A 13,730-nucleotide genomic window follows, 5' to 3' on the forward strand; every position below is an offset into this window, starting at 1 on the left:
TTAACCATAAAACCTATTTTGCACCGACTCGACCCGTTCCGCTTGCGTTGTCTCAACGCTGTGCTGAGCCGCGCCGCGCCGCTTGGCCGACGGCGAGGCTCTGTTTGCCCTTGCCTTCATTGGGCAGGCTCTTGCAGCAGCGAAAGCCGAGATGGTAATTGGCATGGCTATGCGGGTCCAGCACGCGGCTGCCATGCCAAAACGGCGCGCGCCAGCGGCACCAGTCTTCATGTGCGCGGTAGCGGTCAAAGATGAACCAACTGCCCTTCATTTCGGTGAAACCCAGCTCACGGCTGCCGCGGCTGGCCAGTTGTTGCGGTGCCAGCGGCAGATTCATATGTTCGGCCACATTGCCATGCAGGTCATAGACCTCCAAAGCACTGCGGCAGGCCGGGAAGGCGCCGGCCGGATAGGTATTTGAGCCGCAGGCGTCCCAGCCGCCACCCTGGCAGCCGGGCGTTTTTTGGCTCGCACTGGCGCAGACGCCGCGCTGATATTGCGTGCCATAGGACCAGCGCTTGGCGGGCGCATGGGCCTGGTTGTGCAAGCGCGCGAGCCGGTCGACGATGGCCCCATCGAGTGGCCGGGCGACCAGGTCGAATCGGTAATCCGGCGGCAATAGCCGGCCCTCACAAGCGCCCTCCCACTCATGCGCGTCGCACAGACGTTTGCCCATCGCGGTGCAGATCTGCGCGGCCTCGCTGGCCCTGACCCAGACCAAAGGATATTCGCAGCGCAGGGTCGGAAATTCGAATTGATCAATGCAGGCCTCGGCCTGCTCGGCGCTTTGCCGCGAGGGGTCGTACAAGGGCGCCATATGCGGCGCGCCGCAGATGCGCTCGAAGTCGACGCGCGGCGTTGGCGCAGCGGTGGCAGCGCGACATTGTTCGGGCGTCTGCGGATGCCTGGAGATGGCCGGGTTGCCCTGGCCAATGACGCCGGAGCGCTCGAAGATCCGCCTCAGCTCCGCCATTTGCAAGGCGTCAAGCCGATGCTGCTCTTGCAGCAACAACAAGAGCTGCCGATTGTTTTGCTGCAGCTGCAAGGCCGCACCGGCCTGCGGCGCACCGGCACCAAGCAAGGCCGCCGTTAGCCCGCACAAGACCGCCCAGCGACGGCTCACCGCACGACCTCACGCCGCAGCATATAAAAGAAGTCCCGGTCATCGGCCGAGCCGATAAAGCGCGGCAGCAACAACTCGCCCTGCGTCTTGTCGAGCACGAGCATGCCTTGCACCAGATGCTCCACACCGATACGCTCGCCGTGGCGCGGATAGAGCGCCAGATAGGTGTGCTCAAGCGCATTCATGTCCAGATGCATCGCGTAGCGGCAACCATAGGCATTGAAGACATGGGCCATGGCCGCCGGCGTCGCGGTGGAAAAGTAGCCATAGACCAAATAGCGGCGCTTGCCCTGCTCCAGCAAGCAAGCACCGGCCCGCAGCGTGCGCTGCTTTTCGTTTGCCGAGCCTGACCAATTGCCCGCCCCCCATAGCCCGACCAGGGCCCCGACATGCGGCGCCGCATCGGCCGGGCCGGACTCCAGCAAGGCAACACCATTCTGCCGCGCATGGCGAATATGCGGCAGCAGCGCGGCATTGTCCGCCGCTTGCCAGGTCTTCATGCCCATCTGCCCATCGTTCAATACATAGAGGGTGGCAAGACCCGGCACCAGCCGGCTGAAGACCACGCCCTGCTCGATGAAGCCGTAATGGCTGGCGCGATTCACCTTGGCCAGCGCGCCATGCCGGAATGCCCCATGCTCGCGTTTGAAACCCCCAGTGAAGCTTGCAAGGACACGGCCCTGCAGCTGCGGGCTCAACATGCCGGTGCGCACCAGCGGTTGCGCATCGGCGATGCCGTCCGGGCCACCGGGCCGGCCTGCCACCCAATCACTGCTGGCCCGCGCCGACCAATTCAGACGCGGATGCTCCGTCCCCAGAGCGAAACCCAGCTCCATGCCTGACAAGTCGAACGCGAGCAGATAGCTGAGCGCCTCGGCCTCAAGCGCATCCAGGGCGAGCGCGGGCTTGGCTGGCTGCAGCAGGGCCGGATAAGCCAGGCTGACGAACACGCCGTCGCTGGCCGCAGCCGCGTACCATTGCCCCGCCTGCAAGAGCCCCCGGCTGCCCAGCGACAGGCCCAAACCAGCGGCGGGCAGCATGGGCACGGTCTGATTGAATTTCGCGCTCAAGTCGGCCGGTGCCGGTGCACCCGCGGGCCCCGCCAGCCGTAGCGCCGTGGCGTTGGCGGCATCGGTCCGGGCTTGGCCGGCCGGCTCGGCCCGCTCGGCAAACACATCCTGGTAGAACTCGCGCTTGACGAAGCCAATGATCTGCTCGCCGCTCCAGACATAGTCGCGCAAGAACTCGCTGCCGGCCTCCAGCGCGCTGCGCCTGCCGCGCACCGGATTGCGCAGAAAGAGCCGACCCTCGCAAAGCGGCGCATACACCAGCTTGGCCTGCCTCGCTTGCTGCAAGGCATCGCCGGGCCAGAGCTGGCAAGGCCGTGTCGCCGCCCGCGCATCCAAGGCCGGGCCACCGAGCGGGCCGATCAGGAGGCGGCCGCCTTGGGCAGGGTCCAGCTTCAGACCTTGCTGCGCCGGACTGGCATTTTCAAGATGGTAAAAGCTTGCAGGGCGCCCCGCGCCGCCGTCCACGATCAGCAGGAACCAGGCATTCACCTGCGGATTCAAGTTGATCAGCTCAAGCTTGAGTGGCTCGCCCATGGCGGGCCACAGCAGCACGCTCTGGCTGCTCCGCTGCGCCTGCAAATCGACAATGCTGCGCAGACCGCTTTGCTGACCTTCGCCGCTGGCCAGCAGAGCCAGCAGCAATAGAAATAGCGGCAAGAGCGCCACCCGCATGGCGGCGTGCAAGCGCATCGCCAATGGTGGCGCCGGTTTCACGAGCGCCCCGCCCACGCACCGGCCGCCAGCACCACCAGCATCATGGCGGCGACAACGCGACTGAAGCCGTCGCGCAGCGCAAACGCGACCGGATCATCAAGAATCCGCCCTCGATGCGCCATCAACCACATATGGCCAAGCCAAAGCATCAGCAAGGTGCAGAACAGCCAACTCGCCCAGGGCAGTCGGGCCGGCAGCAAGAAGACCGGCGACGAAGCAAAGCCGGCCAGCAAGGCCACGCCAATGCAACTCGCCGTTATGCCAAGCTCGGCGATCACCTGCGCGTCACCGGGCCGGTAAGCGCGCGCTTGCGCCGGGCCGGGCGGCGCTGCCGCCAAGCCGAGCAGTTCGGCATAACGTTTCAGCAAGGCCAGGCCAAAGAACAGCGCGCCGCAGCTGACCAGCAGCAAAGGCGCCGCGCCGAGCCGCAGCACCAAGGCGCCGGCCTGAATGCGCAAGGTGTAACCGAACGCCAGCACCAAGGTATCGATGATGGGCAAGTCCTTCAGCCACAGGCAATAGCCCAGCATCAAAGCGAAATAGCCGGCCAGCAGCGCCAAGAAGCCGCTTGGCAAGACCTGAGCCAAGCCCGCTGCGCTCAGCCACAGGCAGGGCAGCAACCAAAGTGCCCTGGAGATCGGCAACTTGCCGCTGGCCAGCGCGCGCTGCTTTTTTTGCGGGTGATGGCGGTCGGCCTGCAGATCCAGCAAATCATTCAGCAAATAGACGCTGGAGGCGACCAGGCTGAAGCACAGCATCGCCAGCAAACCTGCACTCAGCTGCGCGCTCTCATGCAGGCGCTGAGCCAGCAGCAGCGGCGCCAGCACGAGCAGATTCTTTGGCCAGTGGTGGACGCGAATGGCCTTGATGTAGCAGGCCAGGCTTGGGCCATCCGCCTGCAACTGATGCGCCAGCGTGCTGACACGGGCGGCGGCCGCCGCCAGCGAGTTGGCGCTTGACAGCACCCAGGCCTGCCGGGCCGCCGCCCAGACCGGCAAGTCGGCGCGGCCGTTGCCAACATAGTCAAAGCCGCGCGGACCGAACCGGGCCAGCAAGCGATCGCGCTTGACGGCGCCGCTCAGATTGACGCGCCCATCACTCGCCATAACCTCCTCAAACAGCGGCAGCCGCTCGGCCACCGCGCGGGCAATCAGCCGGTCGGCGCCGGTCACCAGCAGCAGCCGGCGGCCGCGCCGATGCTGCTCCCGCATCAGCAGCAAGAGCTCGGCCCGCATCGGCAGCGTCGCAATATCGAGCCCGGCCTGGGCGGCCATTGCTTGCTTCAGCCGGGCCCGCCCCTTCAGCCAGAAAATCGGCAATTGCAGCATGGCCAAAGGCCGCCTGCGCGCCAAGGCGAACAAACATTCCAGCAGGCTGTCGTTGACCAGAATCGTGCCGTCCAGATCAATCGCCAGCGGCACTTCATCGGCCAAGTCCTTGGCGCGCGGAGCGAGAGCGGCTTGCTTGTCCAATTCAAGCCCTCCGTCTCATAAAAACAGCTTGCTGAGTGACAGCAGCCCGGGCCGCCACGGCAGGCGATGGGTCAGGCCATAGTGGCCCGCGAACTCCGGGCGGTGCTGGGCATACCAGTCATAGTTGCGCAGCAAGGCCTGAACGTTCGAGTAGCGCGGCGTGAAGCCGAAGCAGGCCTGCAGACGCCGGATCGACACCACGCTGTCGCGGTCGGCGGTTTCATAGATCCAGCGGTGCAGCGGCGATAGGCCCAGCCAGGCCAGCAGGCGCAGCAAGGCAATCGCCGGGCCGGCAGGCAGGGTCATCAGCCGCCGGCCATGGCCGGCATGGTCCAGCACGGCTTGGAAGTTCTCCCGCATCGTGCCGAACTCTTGCGCGCCGACATTCAGGCAAACATTGGCCTGCGCCGCCTCACTGCGCAGGCAGAGCAGGATCACCTCGCACAAATCCGCCACATCCAGCAGTTGATAGCGGTTCGCCCCCGTGCCCAGCAGCACAAAGCCGTGGCCGCTGTAAGCCCAGTCATAGAGCAAGCCAAAAGCACCCAGGCGCTCAGGGCCGACAAAGGTTTTGGGCCGCAGGATGCTGACGCACAGGCCACGCTCGCGATAGTCGGCGCACAGGCGCTCGGCCGCTATCTTGGCGCGTGCATAAGGGCCAACGCCGCGCAGCCCGTCTTCTTCGTCGATCGGATGGTGGTCCGGGATGCCGTAGACCGAGGTCGAAGAAATGAACACAAAGCGCGCCACGCCGTGCCGCAAGGCGGCATCCAGCAGCAGTCTGCTGCCTTCAACATCGGTCGACTCGATCTCGGCCGGACTGGCCAGCGGCAAGGCCGCCGCGCAATGCACCACATGACTGATGCCGGCCATGCAGCGCTCGACCACGGCGGCGTCACGGATGTCTCCGTTGACGGACTCAATCGCCCTGGCCTCCTGCGCGTCCAAGGGCTGCAAGTCAAGGGAACGCAGTTGCCATGAGGGCTGCCTTGCCATCAGGAAGCGCAGCAAATTGATACCCAAAAAACCAGAACCTCCGGTAACGAGGCATCTGACGCCCGCCTTGTTGCTCATGCCAGCCTTGCTTGATGCGCTCGTATCGAGCCCGCCCACGGTAGCCCTGCAGGCCCGCCTGCACTTGCGTTCGCGCAAGCGGCTGGCGGTCCGGCGGCGTCGGCTTGCGCACCGTCAATCCGCCCCGGCCGGCTGCGGTTAGCGTCGGCCCCAAGAGATCAACCCTTCGGAGTCCGGCAATGCTGCTTTATTCACTCGAGGCGAACTGCACCTTCGCGCAAAACCTGGCGACCGCGCTGGACGCCACGCTGGCCCCTCATGAGGAGCGCGCTTTCCCCGATGGCGAAAGCAAGTTGCGCCCATTGAGTGACCCACGCGGCGCAGATTGCTATGTCTTGCTGAGCCTGCATGGCGGGCCCGTGAACAGTCCGCATGACAAGTTATGTCGACTGCTGATGTTCATCGCCACCTTGCGCGATCATGGTGCCGCCCGCGTCAGCGCGGTACTGCCCTATTTCGCCTATGCCCGCAAAGATCAGCGCACCAAGAGCTTCGACCCCCTGAGCCTGCGCTATGTGGCGCAGCTGTTCGAGGCGGTCGGCGTGGCGCAGGTGATCGTGCTGGAAGCACACAACGTGGCCGCGTTTGAAAATGCCTTTTCCTGCCCGACCCAGCATCTGTCGGCGCATCAGGCATTCAACGCGGCGGTCGAGGACATCCTCAAGGAAGGCGGCCGGGAAGGCCACACCAGCGCTCCGCTGGCCGTCGTTTCACCCGACCCAGGCGGCGTCAAACGGGTGCAGCTCTGGCGCGAGGCGCTGGAGCTGCAATTGCAGCGCAGCGTCCAGTTCGCGATGATAGACAAACGCCGCAGCGCCGGCCTGCTGGGCGGCAGCCAGCTCGTCGCCGGCGATGTCGAGGGGGCGACCGTGCTGCTGCTGGATGACCTGATCGCCAGCGGCGAGACCCTGCAGCGCAGCGCCAAGGCCTTGCAGCATGCCGGCGCCAAGCGCGTCATTGCCTTCGCCGCCCACGGTCTGTTCGTTGGTGATGCGCCGCAAATATTGATGGACGCAGCGCTGGCCCGCATCGTCATCACAGACTCGGTGCCGCCCTTCCGTCTACCGTCCAATTTGCCGGTCAGGGGAAAGGTCCAGATAGCCTCCAGCGTGCCCTTGTTTGCCCAGGCCATTCGAGACTCCAGCAATGCGTGGTGGCGATAGCAAAGCTGCCTGAGAAACATCAAACAAATCAGCGCTTGAGTTTGCTCAACGCCGCCGACACAGGTGCTGCCATGCTGCCGGCTCCTATTGTTTTCAATCGGCCGAGTCGGCCATTTTCATGGAGATTTTGATGACCCCCTTGCCCCAATTCAATCCGATCACGAAAAGCCTGCGCTTCCTGGTGCCGATTGGAAAGGAATTCGTGACCGCCTATCTGTCCGAGACCGCATGGCACGCAAGGCACGACATCGATCGGCGTGATGCTTCGCTGCAGGATCTGTATTTTGAAAATCAATCAGAAATAGACCACGCGGTCTTCAGAAAGTTCTCGGCCGGCGGTCGCGCGCCCGTCGTCTTGCGAGCGTCCGACCTTTGAGCGCCGAGCCCCGGAAAATTGTCAAAGCAGGCGATCACCTTGTTCGGCCAACTCATCCAATGCGGCAGTCGCGTGGCGCAAATATTGCACCGCCTGTGGCATCCATTTTCCGGGTGTACGGGTCTCGGCCTCAAGCAGATGGGCTGCACTCAGGCGCGCCCGCAACAGCGCCCGCTGCACCGTGTAGAGCTTGATCAAGCCCAGCGGCGGGTGATCACCGAGCAATTGCGCGCAGCGGCTCAGCAGCGCCGGCCCCAAGTCGGGGGCGCCCTGCACCGCACACTCAAGGCTCAGGTAGCTCAACTCGTCAAAGACATCCAGCTCACGCAGGCTAGCGTCGAATTCAAGCGCATCAATCACCACCGGCGGCGTGCTCAAACAAATATGCTCCGGGCGCAAATCGCCATGCGCGTCGATGATGCGGCCGGCTTGCACGCGGGCGCGCAGCCAGTCTGCATGTTTGTCCAAAGCCTGCTCGAAGCGGTAGCACAGCGCGCCGATGCCGGGCAAACCAAAGCGCGGCAATGCGAGCACGCGCCGAGAGTCGGCCAAGGCCGCGTATTGACGCTGCAAATAGGCGTCCGCTGAGATTTTGACTACATCCGCCCGGCGATAGAAGTTCACCAACAGATCGAGCAGGCCCTCAAGCTCCGCAGCGGCCGGCGCGGCCTTGACCAGCAGCCGATCCAACATGCGCTCGGCCGGCAAACGGCGCATCTCGATGGCCCAATCAACCGTCTGGCCGGCCGCTGGCAAGTGCTCTTCCCGCAGCAAAGACAAGCTTCCCTGATGCCATTGCAAGGCCCACAGCCCCAGATAGACATTGGGTGCGAGACGCCGGTTCAGGCGCAACTCCTCACGCAAATCGGCCTCCCGCGCCTGCGGGGTCGAGAAGTCAAGAAAAGGGTAACGCACCGGCTTCTTCAGCTTGAATACCCGGTACTGCCCGAGCAGCACCCAAGCCATATGGGTTTCTATGCCCTGCACCGGTTGAGCGCCCTGCTCGCCTTGGCCGCCCGGTTCGCCTTGTTCACCATTAAAGCGAGGAATCAGTGCGGCGCAAAGACAGGCCAGCTTGGCCTCAAGTCCGGGTTCTTCTTGCTGACGTGTCATATGCAGACGGACGGGCGGCCTGGTTAGAACGGCGCCTGCCTTGACCGGAACGATTTGACTTGGCTTGCTGAACAGGTTGATATGCATTCAGCACCTCATTCGAGTTCCAGTGGCACGAACTGCCGAATCCCATCACGTTCGACCAACAAGGCAGCCGCCTTTGAGCTTTTTTCCAGCAGGGCCCGCAACTGCTCCACCGAAACAAGCGGCACACCGTTGAAGGTCAGCAAAACATCGCCAGGCCGCAAGCCTGCCCGCACGGCCGCACCCGCCACCGCGATGACCAACAGCCCGCCGTCGAGTCCGGTCTGTTCTCGCTCTTCTTTGCTAAGCGGCCTAAGCTGCAAGCCCAGCGGGCTGTGCGGCATATTCTGTGGCGCACTGCGAGCGGAAGGCGTTTGCGGCTGCCCCTCTTCGGCTGCGCCGAGTTTGGCCATCAGTTCGCGCCAAGCACGGTCGCGCCAGATCTTCAGGCGCACCGTTTCGCCGGCTGCTGACATCTGGATACGGCTGCTCAATTCGGCAGAATGCTTGATGGCCACGCCATTCAACTCGGTAATCACATCACCGGCACGCAAGCCGGCAGCGGCAGCCGCCGAACCACGCTGCACCAGGACGATCAACGCACCTTCGGGTCGACTCAGACCAAAAGACTCCGCGAGAGCCTGATCAAGCTCTTGAATCCGTACACCCAAGCGGGCATGCGAGGCCTTGCCCGTCGCCAGGATCTGATCCTTGACCTTCAACGCCACATCAATCGGGATCGCAAATGACAAGCCTTGATAGCCGCCCGAGCGCGAAAAAATCTGCGCGTTGATGCCGACCACGGCGCCGCTGGCATCGAACAAGGGCCCGCCCGAATTGCCCGGATTCACCGCCGCGTCGGTTTGTATGAAAGGCACGGCAGCATCGCCGGGCAGCGAACGCCCCATCGCGCTGACGATGCCTTGCGTCGCGCTTTGCTCGAAACCAAAGGGCGAGCCGATCGCCAGCACCGGGTCGCCGACTTGCAACCGCGACACCTCACCCATTCGCACCGTCGGCAAGTTTTTTGCATTGATACGCAGCACTGCCACATCGGTGCTGGGATCGGCGCCAAGCACCTTGGCCTTGAACTCACGCCTGTCACTGAGCTTGACCGTCACCTCCTTGGCCTCGCGCACCACATGGGCATTCGTCAGCACCACGCCATCACTGCTGATGATGAAGCCCGAGGCTTGGCTGCGAAAGGGCACATCGTTCCAAGGCAAGCGCCCCTGGAAGCCAGGCAGACCTCTGAAGAACTGCAGGAAGGGATCTTCCAAACCCGGCGGGAATTCCCCTTCCTCAAGCTTGTGCGAGCCGGCCACCGTAACGCCCACGACCGCCGGAGCCGACTGCCGCACAATGCTGCGGTAGCTTAAAGCAGCCGGCGGTGATTCCGCCAAAGCGGCGGACGCAGGCGCAGCGAGCGGGCCGGCGCCGGGTGGAGCCATCGCGGCAGAAGCCGCGGGCCCGCTGGCCGCCACCTTCTTGGGAAACCAGCCGAACAGATCCAGCCCGGTCGCCTGACCGGCCAGCCCAAACAGCGCGCCGAGCAGCATCAGAGTGAAAAAGACGGTATGCCGTTTCATGGAGATCCTCTTTGGCTGGCCATCACTGCTCGACACGACCGATCGCCGCGCGGACCCGCCGGCGCAAGCTCAGAGCCCGACCTTCAACTCATTCAGGACCGTGCTGATGCCGGGCACGCTCCAGGCGGCGGTGTAGGCGGCCGAGCGCTCGGCCCATGAATGGACCTTGCCGCGCAAGGTCACCGTGGCGCCCTTGACGTCGACCTCGATGCCCTTCGCCTCGTCGGCCGCCTGCCGGATCAAGGCCGTCCGGATGCGGGCGCCGACATCGCTTGGCGTCGTGACCTGCTTGAGCTTGATGTTATTGCTCAGGCCAACAATCCCGGTCAGATCACGTACCGCCTTCTCCGCAGCGTCACGCTGGTATTGCCAGTCCACCTCACCTTTCAAGCTGACCCAGCCCTTGTCAACGGTCGCCTGGATGCGATCGTGCGGCACCATCGCGTGCCAGCGCAAGGCGGTTTCGGCCGCCGCAGCGATCTCCGCATCGCCGCGCTTGTGGCCAGGGTCGAGCTTGACGTCCAACTCCATCGCAATGGCGTGAACACCCTGCACGCGCTGGACGGCCTTCTGGACCGCGGAGCGCTCGGCATAGGTGTCGAGATGGCCGGTCAACACCACCACCCCGTCTTTGACCGCCACGCCCACTTGTGCCGCCTTGATGGAAGGATCCCATTCCAATTCGGCCTGGATGTCTTTTTTCAATTGCAGATCGGTTTTCATAACGCGCCTTTCGGTTGATTGGGTGCATGCAATTTATGCAGGGCCAAGCCAGCTCAATTGAGCAGACGCAATTGGCTGCGTTTTGAGCCGCCACAGCGACTCAAGCCAAGCATTCAAGCCATGCAAAGGCCGCCGCATTGAGCGCGCGCAAGTGCCAGGCGCCGCGTCGGCGGCAAGCTCCTCCCTGCCATTTTTTCGGATGCAAAACAAGCCAAACCGTTCCACAAGCCGAGAGGACTTCAACATGAAAATCAGAGAAATTTGCAAGCATCAAGTGATCACCATCGACCGGGAAAAGTCGCTCAGTGACGCTGCCACCTTGATGCGGGAACACCATATCGGCGCACTCGTGGTGACCGCCATGACGCCCGAGGGACCGCGCGTGCGGGGTGTGGTGACCGATCGCGATCTGGTCGTCCACGCGCTGGCCAAGAGCACCAATACCGAGGTCATGGAAATCGGCGATCTGGTGCACAGCACCGTCACCTTGATCTCCGAAAGCGCCGATATCGGCGACGGCATTCTGGCGATGCAGCAAAGCGGCGTGCGGCGTTTGCTGGTCAAGAATGGCGATGACCGGCTGGCCGGCATCGTCTCCTTTGATGACCTGATCGCCGCCTGCGCGACCGAGTTCACCAATTTGGCCCGCATCATCAGTGTCGGTATCGAGCGCGAGAGCCGGTCCACCACCGTGGGCCTGAAGCCCGCCGTTACCCTGCGCATCCCGGCGATGGGAACGGCGGCTTGGGCCAACGTGGTGCTGTAAAGCGCGGCCCCACAAGCCGCCGAGTTGCCGCCCGCTCAGGCGGCTTAGGCGGCTCAGGCGGCTCTCGCCCGCTGGCCCCAATGCTGCACGGCAAACGCTTCAATGAAGGGCTGCAATCGAGCCACCGGCAGATGGTCGATGCCGGCCGCCGCCACGCGCCCGCCGCCGCCGAACTGCCGGCACAACTCGTCGGCGCCGGCCGGGGCATCCAGCGGCGCGCGCACACTGACCCGGTGACCACCCTGCGGGTCGCTTCGCAGCACCGCATGGGCGCGCTGCGGGTCACTCTGTACGAGCGAGTTGGCAAGGCAGCCGCTAACTCTTCTAGTCCACGGCTCATCCGGCAATATCAGCAGGCTGGCGTGACCATCTTGCCAAAAAGGCGTGAGCGTCCGGGCCTTGCGCAGATCGTCCGACTTGAGGCTCAGCAATTGCTGCAATACCGGCTCTTGCTGCAAGGCTTGCAGCGGATCCTGAAAGCGCGCCAATTTGCCATAGAGCGCAGTTGGGCTGATCAAGACATCCGCGAGTGTCTCGCCATAGGCGTTGTAATTGATCGCCTCGCCCAATTGCCGCAGCAAGCCGCGATCACGCTCATTGATGCCGCTTGCAAGCGCCAGCGCGTCGGCCACCGCCAGCAGGTTATCGCCATAGGCCCCGACCAAGGCCCAGTCCCGCCAGCGCCCTTGCAGGTATCGGTCCATCAAGAGGCTGCTGCAGGTATTGCTGCGGCTGTCGAGATGGGCATGCAGCCCGGGATGTGCCGGCATCAAGGCAAAGCCATGATGATCGAAGTAGTGCACCTGCGCGCCCATCGCCAGCAACTGCTGCAAGGCCGGCAGATTGCGCTGCATGGATAGATCACAAACCAGCACCTCAAGCGGCCCGGCAATCTCCCCGGCCAGGACCGGCACCTGACGCAATAGCTCGATATCGCGCTTGAGGCCGGTGATCAGCGTGGCCGGCAGCGGCTGCTGCAGCCGCCATTGCAGCACCGCGCAAAGCCCGTCGGCATCGCCATTGCAGACATCAAAACGGCGCATCTGCGGCGCTCGCCTGGGTTCGGCCGCCGATTGCGGGGCCGGCATAAAGAAATCTCGCTGATTCATGTTCTTCCTTCCCTGTTGCTGCGCAGCCAAGCCAGCACCTCTTCGTCACTGAGCTGAGGAAACTGCTCGTAATGCGCGCCGACGGACCCGAAGAATGACGGCTCCGACAGACAGACCACGGTATCGACCAAGGGCCGCAAACCGGCCAGCGACTGCGCCGCCGCGACCGGCACGGCCAACACCAACTTGGCCGGCTTGAGCAGCCGCAAGGCCTGCAGCGCGGCACGCATCGTGGTGCCCGTGGCGATACCGTCATCAACCACCACCACCGTGCGGCCGGCCACGCTGAGGGCGGGCCTGCCCGCCCGGTAGAGTCGCCGGCGGCGATCAAGTTCTTCACGCTGAACCCTCGCCTCGCGCTCGATATAGGGCGCCGTGGCACCGCTCAGATGCGCCGTCTCGGGGTCTATCACGGTGGCCGAATCGCCCTCGGCCACCGCGCCCACGGCCAACTCTGCATGGCCCGGCGCGCCGATCTTGCGAACGATCAACAACTCCAAGGGCGCCTGCAGCGCCTTGGCCACCATCGCGGCCACCGGCACGCCGCCGCGCGGCAAGGCGAGTATCAGGGGCTGACTCAATTCCAGCCGCATCAACGCGGCTGCCAGCAAACGGCCGGCTTCAAGGCGGTCGCTAAAAACCTTGTCCGTCAACATCATTTCCGTCCTCAAGCCGGCTTGGCCAAATGATCGTTAAACCACGCGCTTGCCAACATCGCCGCCGTATGCAAAGTGCCGGCCTCCTCAAACAGATGGCTGGCGCGGGGTACCACTTCGATACGTTTTTCGCAGCGCAGATACTTGAAAGCCGCCCGGTTCAACGCCAGCACCTCACTGTCGGCCGCGCCAACAATCAACAGACTGGCGGCCCGCACATGCTCCAGATAGGAATGCGCCAGATCGGGGCGCCCGCCGCGCGACACCACCGCTGACCAAATTTCGGGCTGCCGCGCGGCCGCCACGAAAGCCGCCGCCGCACCAGTGCTCGCACCGAACAAACCCATCGGCAAGCCCTGCGCCGCAGGTGGCAAGGACGCGGGCACCGCCTGCAGGCGCAGCGCCAGCAACTCGATGTCGAAAACCTGCAGGATGTCGGCAGCCTCCGCTTCGGTCAGAAGATCAAACAGCAAGGTCGCAAAGCCTTGGCGTTGCAGCGTTTGTGCCACCTGCAAATTACGCCGACTGTTGCGGCCGCTGCCGCGACCATGCGCGAACACGATCAAGCCGCGGGCTTTTTCGCTCACGCACAGGTCACCGACGAGGCGAGAGTTGCCAATCAGGATCCTCGAATGCCCATTCATGGCGGGCCCTTTCAATCGCGCCGACGGCGCCGGCAAATCTGCATCGATATTTGCAGCTCCGCATCAAGCGCCTTTGAGCAAACTCAGCGCGGCGCGTGATCGATCGGCAAGGTC

The 13,730-nt window shown here is 64.0% G+C and carries 13 protein-coding genes; 3 read left to right on the plus strand and 10 right to left on the minus strand.

Features of this window, described 5'->3' with window-relative positions; translation table 11 throughout:
* Nucleotides 1-52 precede the first annotated feature (52 nt).
* From LNV07_RS24775 to LNV07_RS24790, 4 genes are read right to left on the minus strand one after another with little or no spacing between them, the layout of a single operon-like run.
* Nucleotides 53-1,123 carry an SUMF1/EgtB/PvdO family nonheme iron enzyme gene (locus LNV07_RS24775; protein ID WP_263573886.1) on the minus strand — a complete coding sequence of 357 codons (1,071 nt, stop codon included), beginning with the start codon at nucleotides 1,121-1,123 and terminating at the stop codon, nucleotides 53-55.
* A complete protein-coding gene (locus LNV07_RS24780; RefSeq protein WP_263573887.1) occupies nucleotides 1,120-2,907 on the minus strand; it encodes a hypothetical protein in 1,788 nt (595 codons plus the stop codon). The genes LNV07_RS24775 and LNV07_RS24780 overlap by 4 nt, the downstream gene beginning before the upstream one ends.
* Complete coding sequence (locus LNV07_RS24785) at nucleotides 2,904-4,379, minus strand: UbiA family prenyltransferase (protein WP_263573888.1); 1,476 nt, start codon at nucleotides 4,377-4,379, stop codon at nucleotides 2,904-2,906. The genes LNV07_RS24780 and LNV07_RS24785 overlap by 4 nt, the downstream gene beginning before the upstream one ends.
* A gap of 15 nt (nucleotides 4,380-4,394) precedes the next feature.
* Nucleotides 4,395-5,453 carry an NAD-dependent epimerase/dehydratase family protein gene (locus LNV07_RS24790; protein ID WP_263573889.1) on the minus strand — a complete coding sequence of 353 codons (1,059 nt, stop codon included), beginning with the start codon at nucleotides 5,451-5,453 and terminating at the stop codon, nucleotides 4,395-4,397.
* Between the two features lie 179 nt (nucleotides 5,454-5,632).
* Here LNV07_RS24790 and LNV07_RS24795 point away from each other — a divergent pair, with 179 nt between their 5' ends.
* Both LNV07_RS24795 and LNV07_RS24800 read left to right on the plus strand, forming a co-directional pair.
* Entirely contained in the window at nucleotides 5,633-6,616 is a 984-nt protein-coding gene (locus LNV07_RS24795) for a ribose-phosphate diphosphokinase (protein WP_263573890.1), read from the plus strand.
* Between the two features lie 130 nt (nucleotides 6,617-6,746).
* Nucleotides 6,747-6,992, plus strand: a complete 246-nt coding sequence (locus tag LNV07_RS24800) for a hypothetical protein (protein ID WP_263573891.1) — start codon at nucleotides 6,747-6,749, stop codon at nucleotides 6,990-6,992.
* A gap of 21 nt (nucleotides 6,993-7,013) precedes the next feature.
* Here LNV07_RS24800 and LNV07_RS24805 read toward each other — a convergent pair whose 3' ends face one another.
* The 3 genes from LNV07_RS24805 to LNV07_RS24815 form a co-directional block, all read right to left on the minus strand.
* Entirely contained in the window at nucleotides 7,014-8,105 is a 1,092-nt protein-coding gene (locus LNV07_RS24805; protein WP_263573892.1) for a hypothetical protein, read from the minus strand.
* Between the two features lie 95 nt (nucleotides 8,106-8,200).
* Complete coding sequence (locus LNV07_RS24810; protein ID WP_263573893.1) at nucleotides 8,201-9,718, minus strand: Do family serine endopeptidase; 1,518 nt, start codon at nucleotides 9,716-9,718, stop codon at nucleotides 8,201-8,203.
* A gap of 69 nt (nucleotides 9,719-9,787) precedes the next feature.
* A complete protein-coding gene (locus LNV07_RS24815; RefSeq protein ID WP_263573894.1) occupies nucleotides 9,788-10,441 on the minus strand; it encodes a BON domain-containing protein in 654 nt (217 codons plus the stop codon).
* Between the two features lie 244 nt (nucleotides 10,442-10,685).
* Here LNV07_RS24815 and LNV07_RS24820 point away from each other — a divergent pair, with 244 nt between their 5' ends.
* Nucleotides 10,686-11,207, plus strand: coding sequence for a CBS domain-containing protein (locus LNV07_RS24820; RefSeq protein ID WP_263573895.1), 522 nt, complete (start codon nucleotides 10,686-10,688; stop codon nucleotides 11,205-11,207).
* A 53-nt stretch (nucleotides 11,208-11,260) separates the two neighbouring features.
* Here LNV07_RS24820 and LNV07_RS24825 read toward each other — a convergent pair whose 3' ends face one another.
* From LNV07_RS24825 to LNV07_RS24835, 3 genes are read right to left on the minus strand one after another with little or no spacing between them, the layout of a single operon-like run.
* Nucleotides 11,261-12,316 (minus strand): hypothetical protein, encoded by a 1,056-nt coding sequence (locus LNV07_RS24825; protein WP_263573896.1) that lies wholly within the window; start codon nucleotides 12,314-12,316, stop codon nucleotides 11,261-11,263.
* Nucleotides 12,313-12,975, minus strand: a complete 663-nt coding sequence (locus LNV07_RS24830; protein WP_263573897.1) for a phosphoribosyltransferase — start codon at nucleotides 12,973-12,975, stop codon at nucleotides 12,313-12,315. Before LNV07_RS24830 ends, LNV07_RS24825 begins: the two co-directional genes overlap by 4 nt.
* 8 nt (nucleotides 12,976-12,983) lie before the next feature.
* Nucleotides 12,984-13,616 carry a dienelactone hydrolase family protein gene (locus LNV07_RS24835; RefSeq protein ID WP_263573898.1) on the minus strand — a complete coding sequence of 211 codons (633 nt, stop codon included), beginning with the start codon at nucleotides 13,614-13,616 and terminating at the stop codon, nucleotides 12,984-12,986.
* Nucleotides 13,617-13,730: the final 114 nt, after the last annotated feature.

The sequence above is a fragment of the Roseateles oligotrophus genome, assembly GCF_025717515.1.
Lineage (GTDB): Bacteria > Pseudomonadota > Gammaproteobacteria > Burkholderiales > Burkholderiaceae_C > Paucibacter_A > Paucibacter_A oligotrophus.

Coding starts and splice junctions, on each gene's coding strand:
- LNV07_RS24790 (WP_263573889.1), bottom strand. CDS start 5,453: ATGAGCAACAAGGCGGGCGTCAGATGCCTCGTTACCGGAGGTTCTGGT.
- LNV07_RS24795 (WP_263573890.1), top strand. CDS start 5,633: ATGCTGCTTTATTCACTCGAGGCGAACTGCACCTTCGCGCAAAACCTG.
- LNV07_RS24800 (WP_263573891.1), top strand. CDS start 6,747: ATGACCCCCTTGCCCCAATTCAATCCGATCACGAAAAGCCTGCGCTTC.
- LNV07_RS24805 (WP_263573892.1), bottom strand. CDS start 8,105: ATGACACGTCAGCAAGAAGAACCCGGACTTGAGGCCAAGCTGGCCTGT.
- LNV07_RS24810 (WP_263573893.1), bottom strand. CDS start 9,718: ATGAAACGGCATACCGTCTTTTTCACTCTGATGCTGCTCGGCGCGCTG.
- LNV07_RS24815 (WP_263573894.1), bottom strand. CDS start 10,441: ATGAAAACCGATCTGCAATTGAAAAAAGACATCCAGGCCGAATTGGAA.
- LNV07_RS24820 (WP_263573895.1), top strand. CDS start 10,686: ATGAAAATCAGAGAAATTTGCAAGCATCAAGTGATCACCATCGACCGG.
- LNV07_RS24825 (WP_263573896.1), bottom strand. CDS start 12,316: ATGAATCAGCGAGATTTCTTTATGCCGGCCCCGCAATCGGCGGCCGAA.
- LNV07_RS24830 (WP_263573897.1), bottom strand. CDS start 12,975: ATGATGTTGACGGACAAGGTTTTTAGCGACCGCCTTGAAGCCGGCCGT.
- LNV07_RS24835 (WP_263573898.1), bottom strand. CDS start 13,616: ATGAATGGGCATTCGAGGATCCTGATTGGCAACTCTCGCCTCGTCGGT.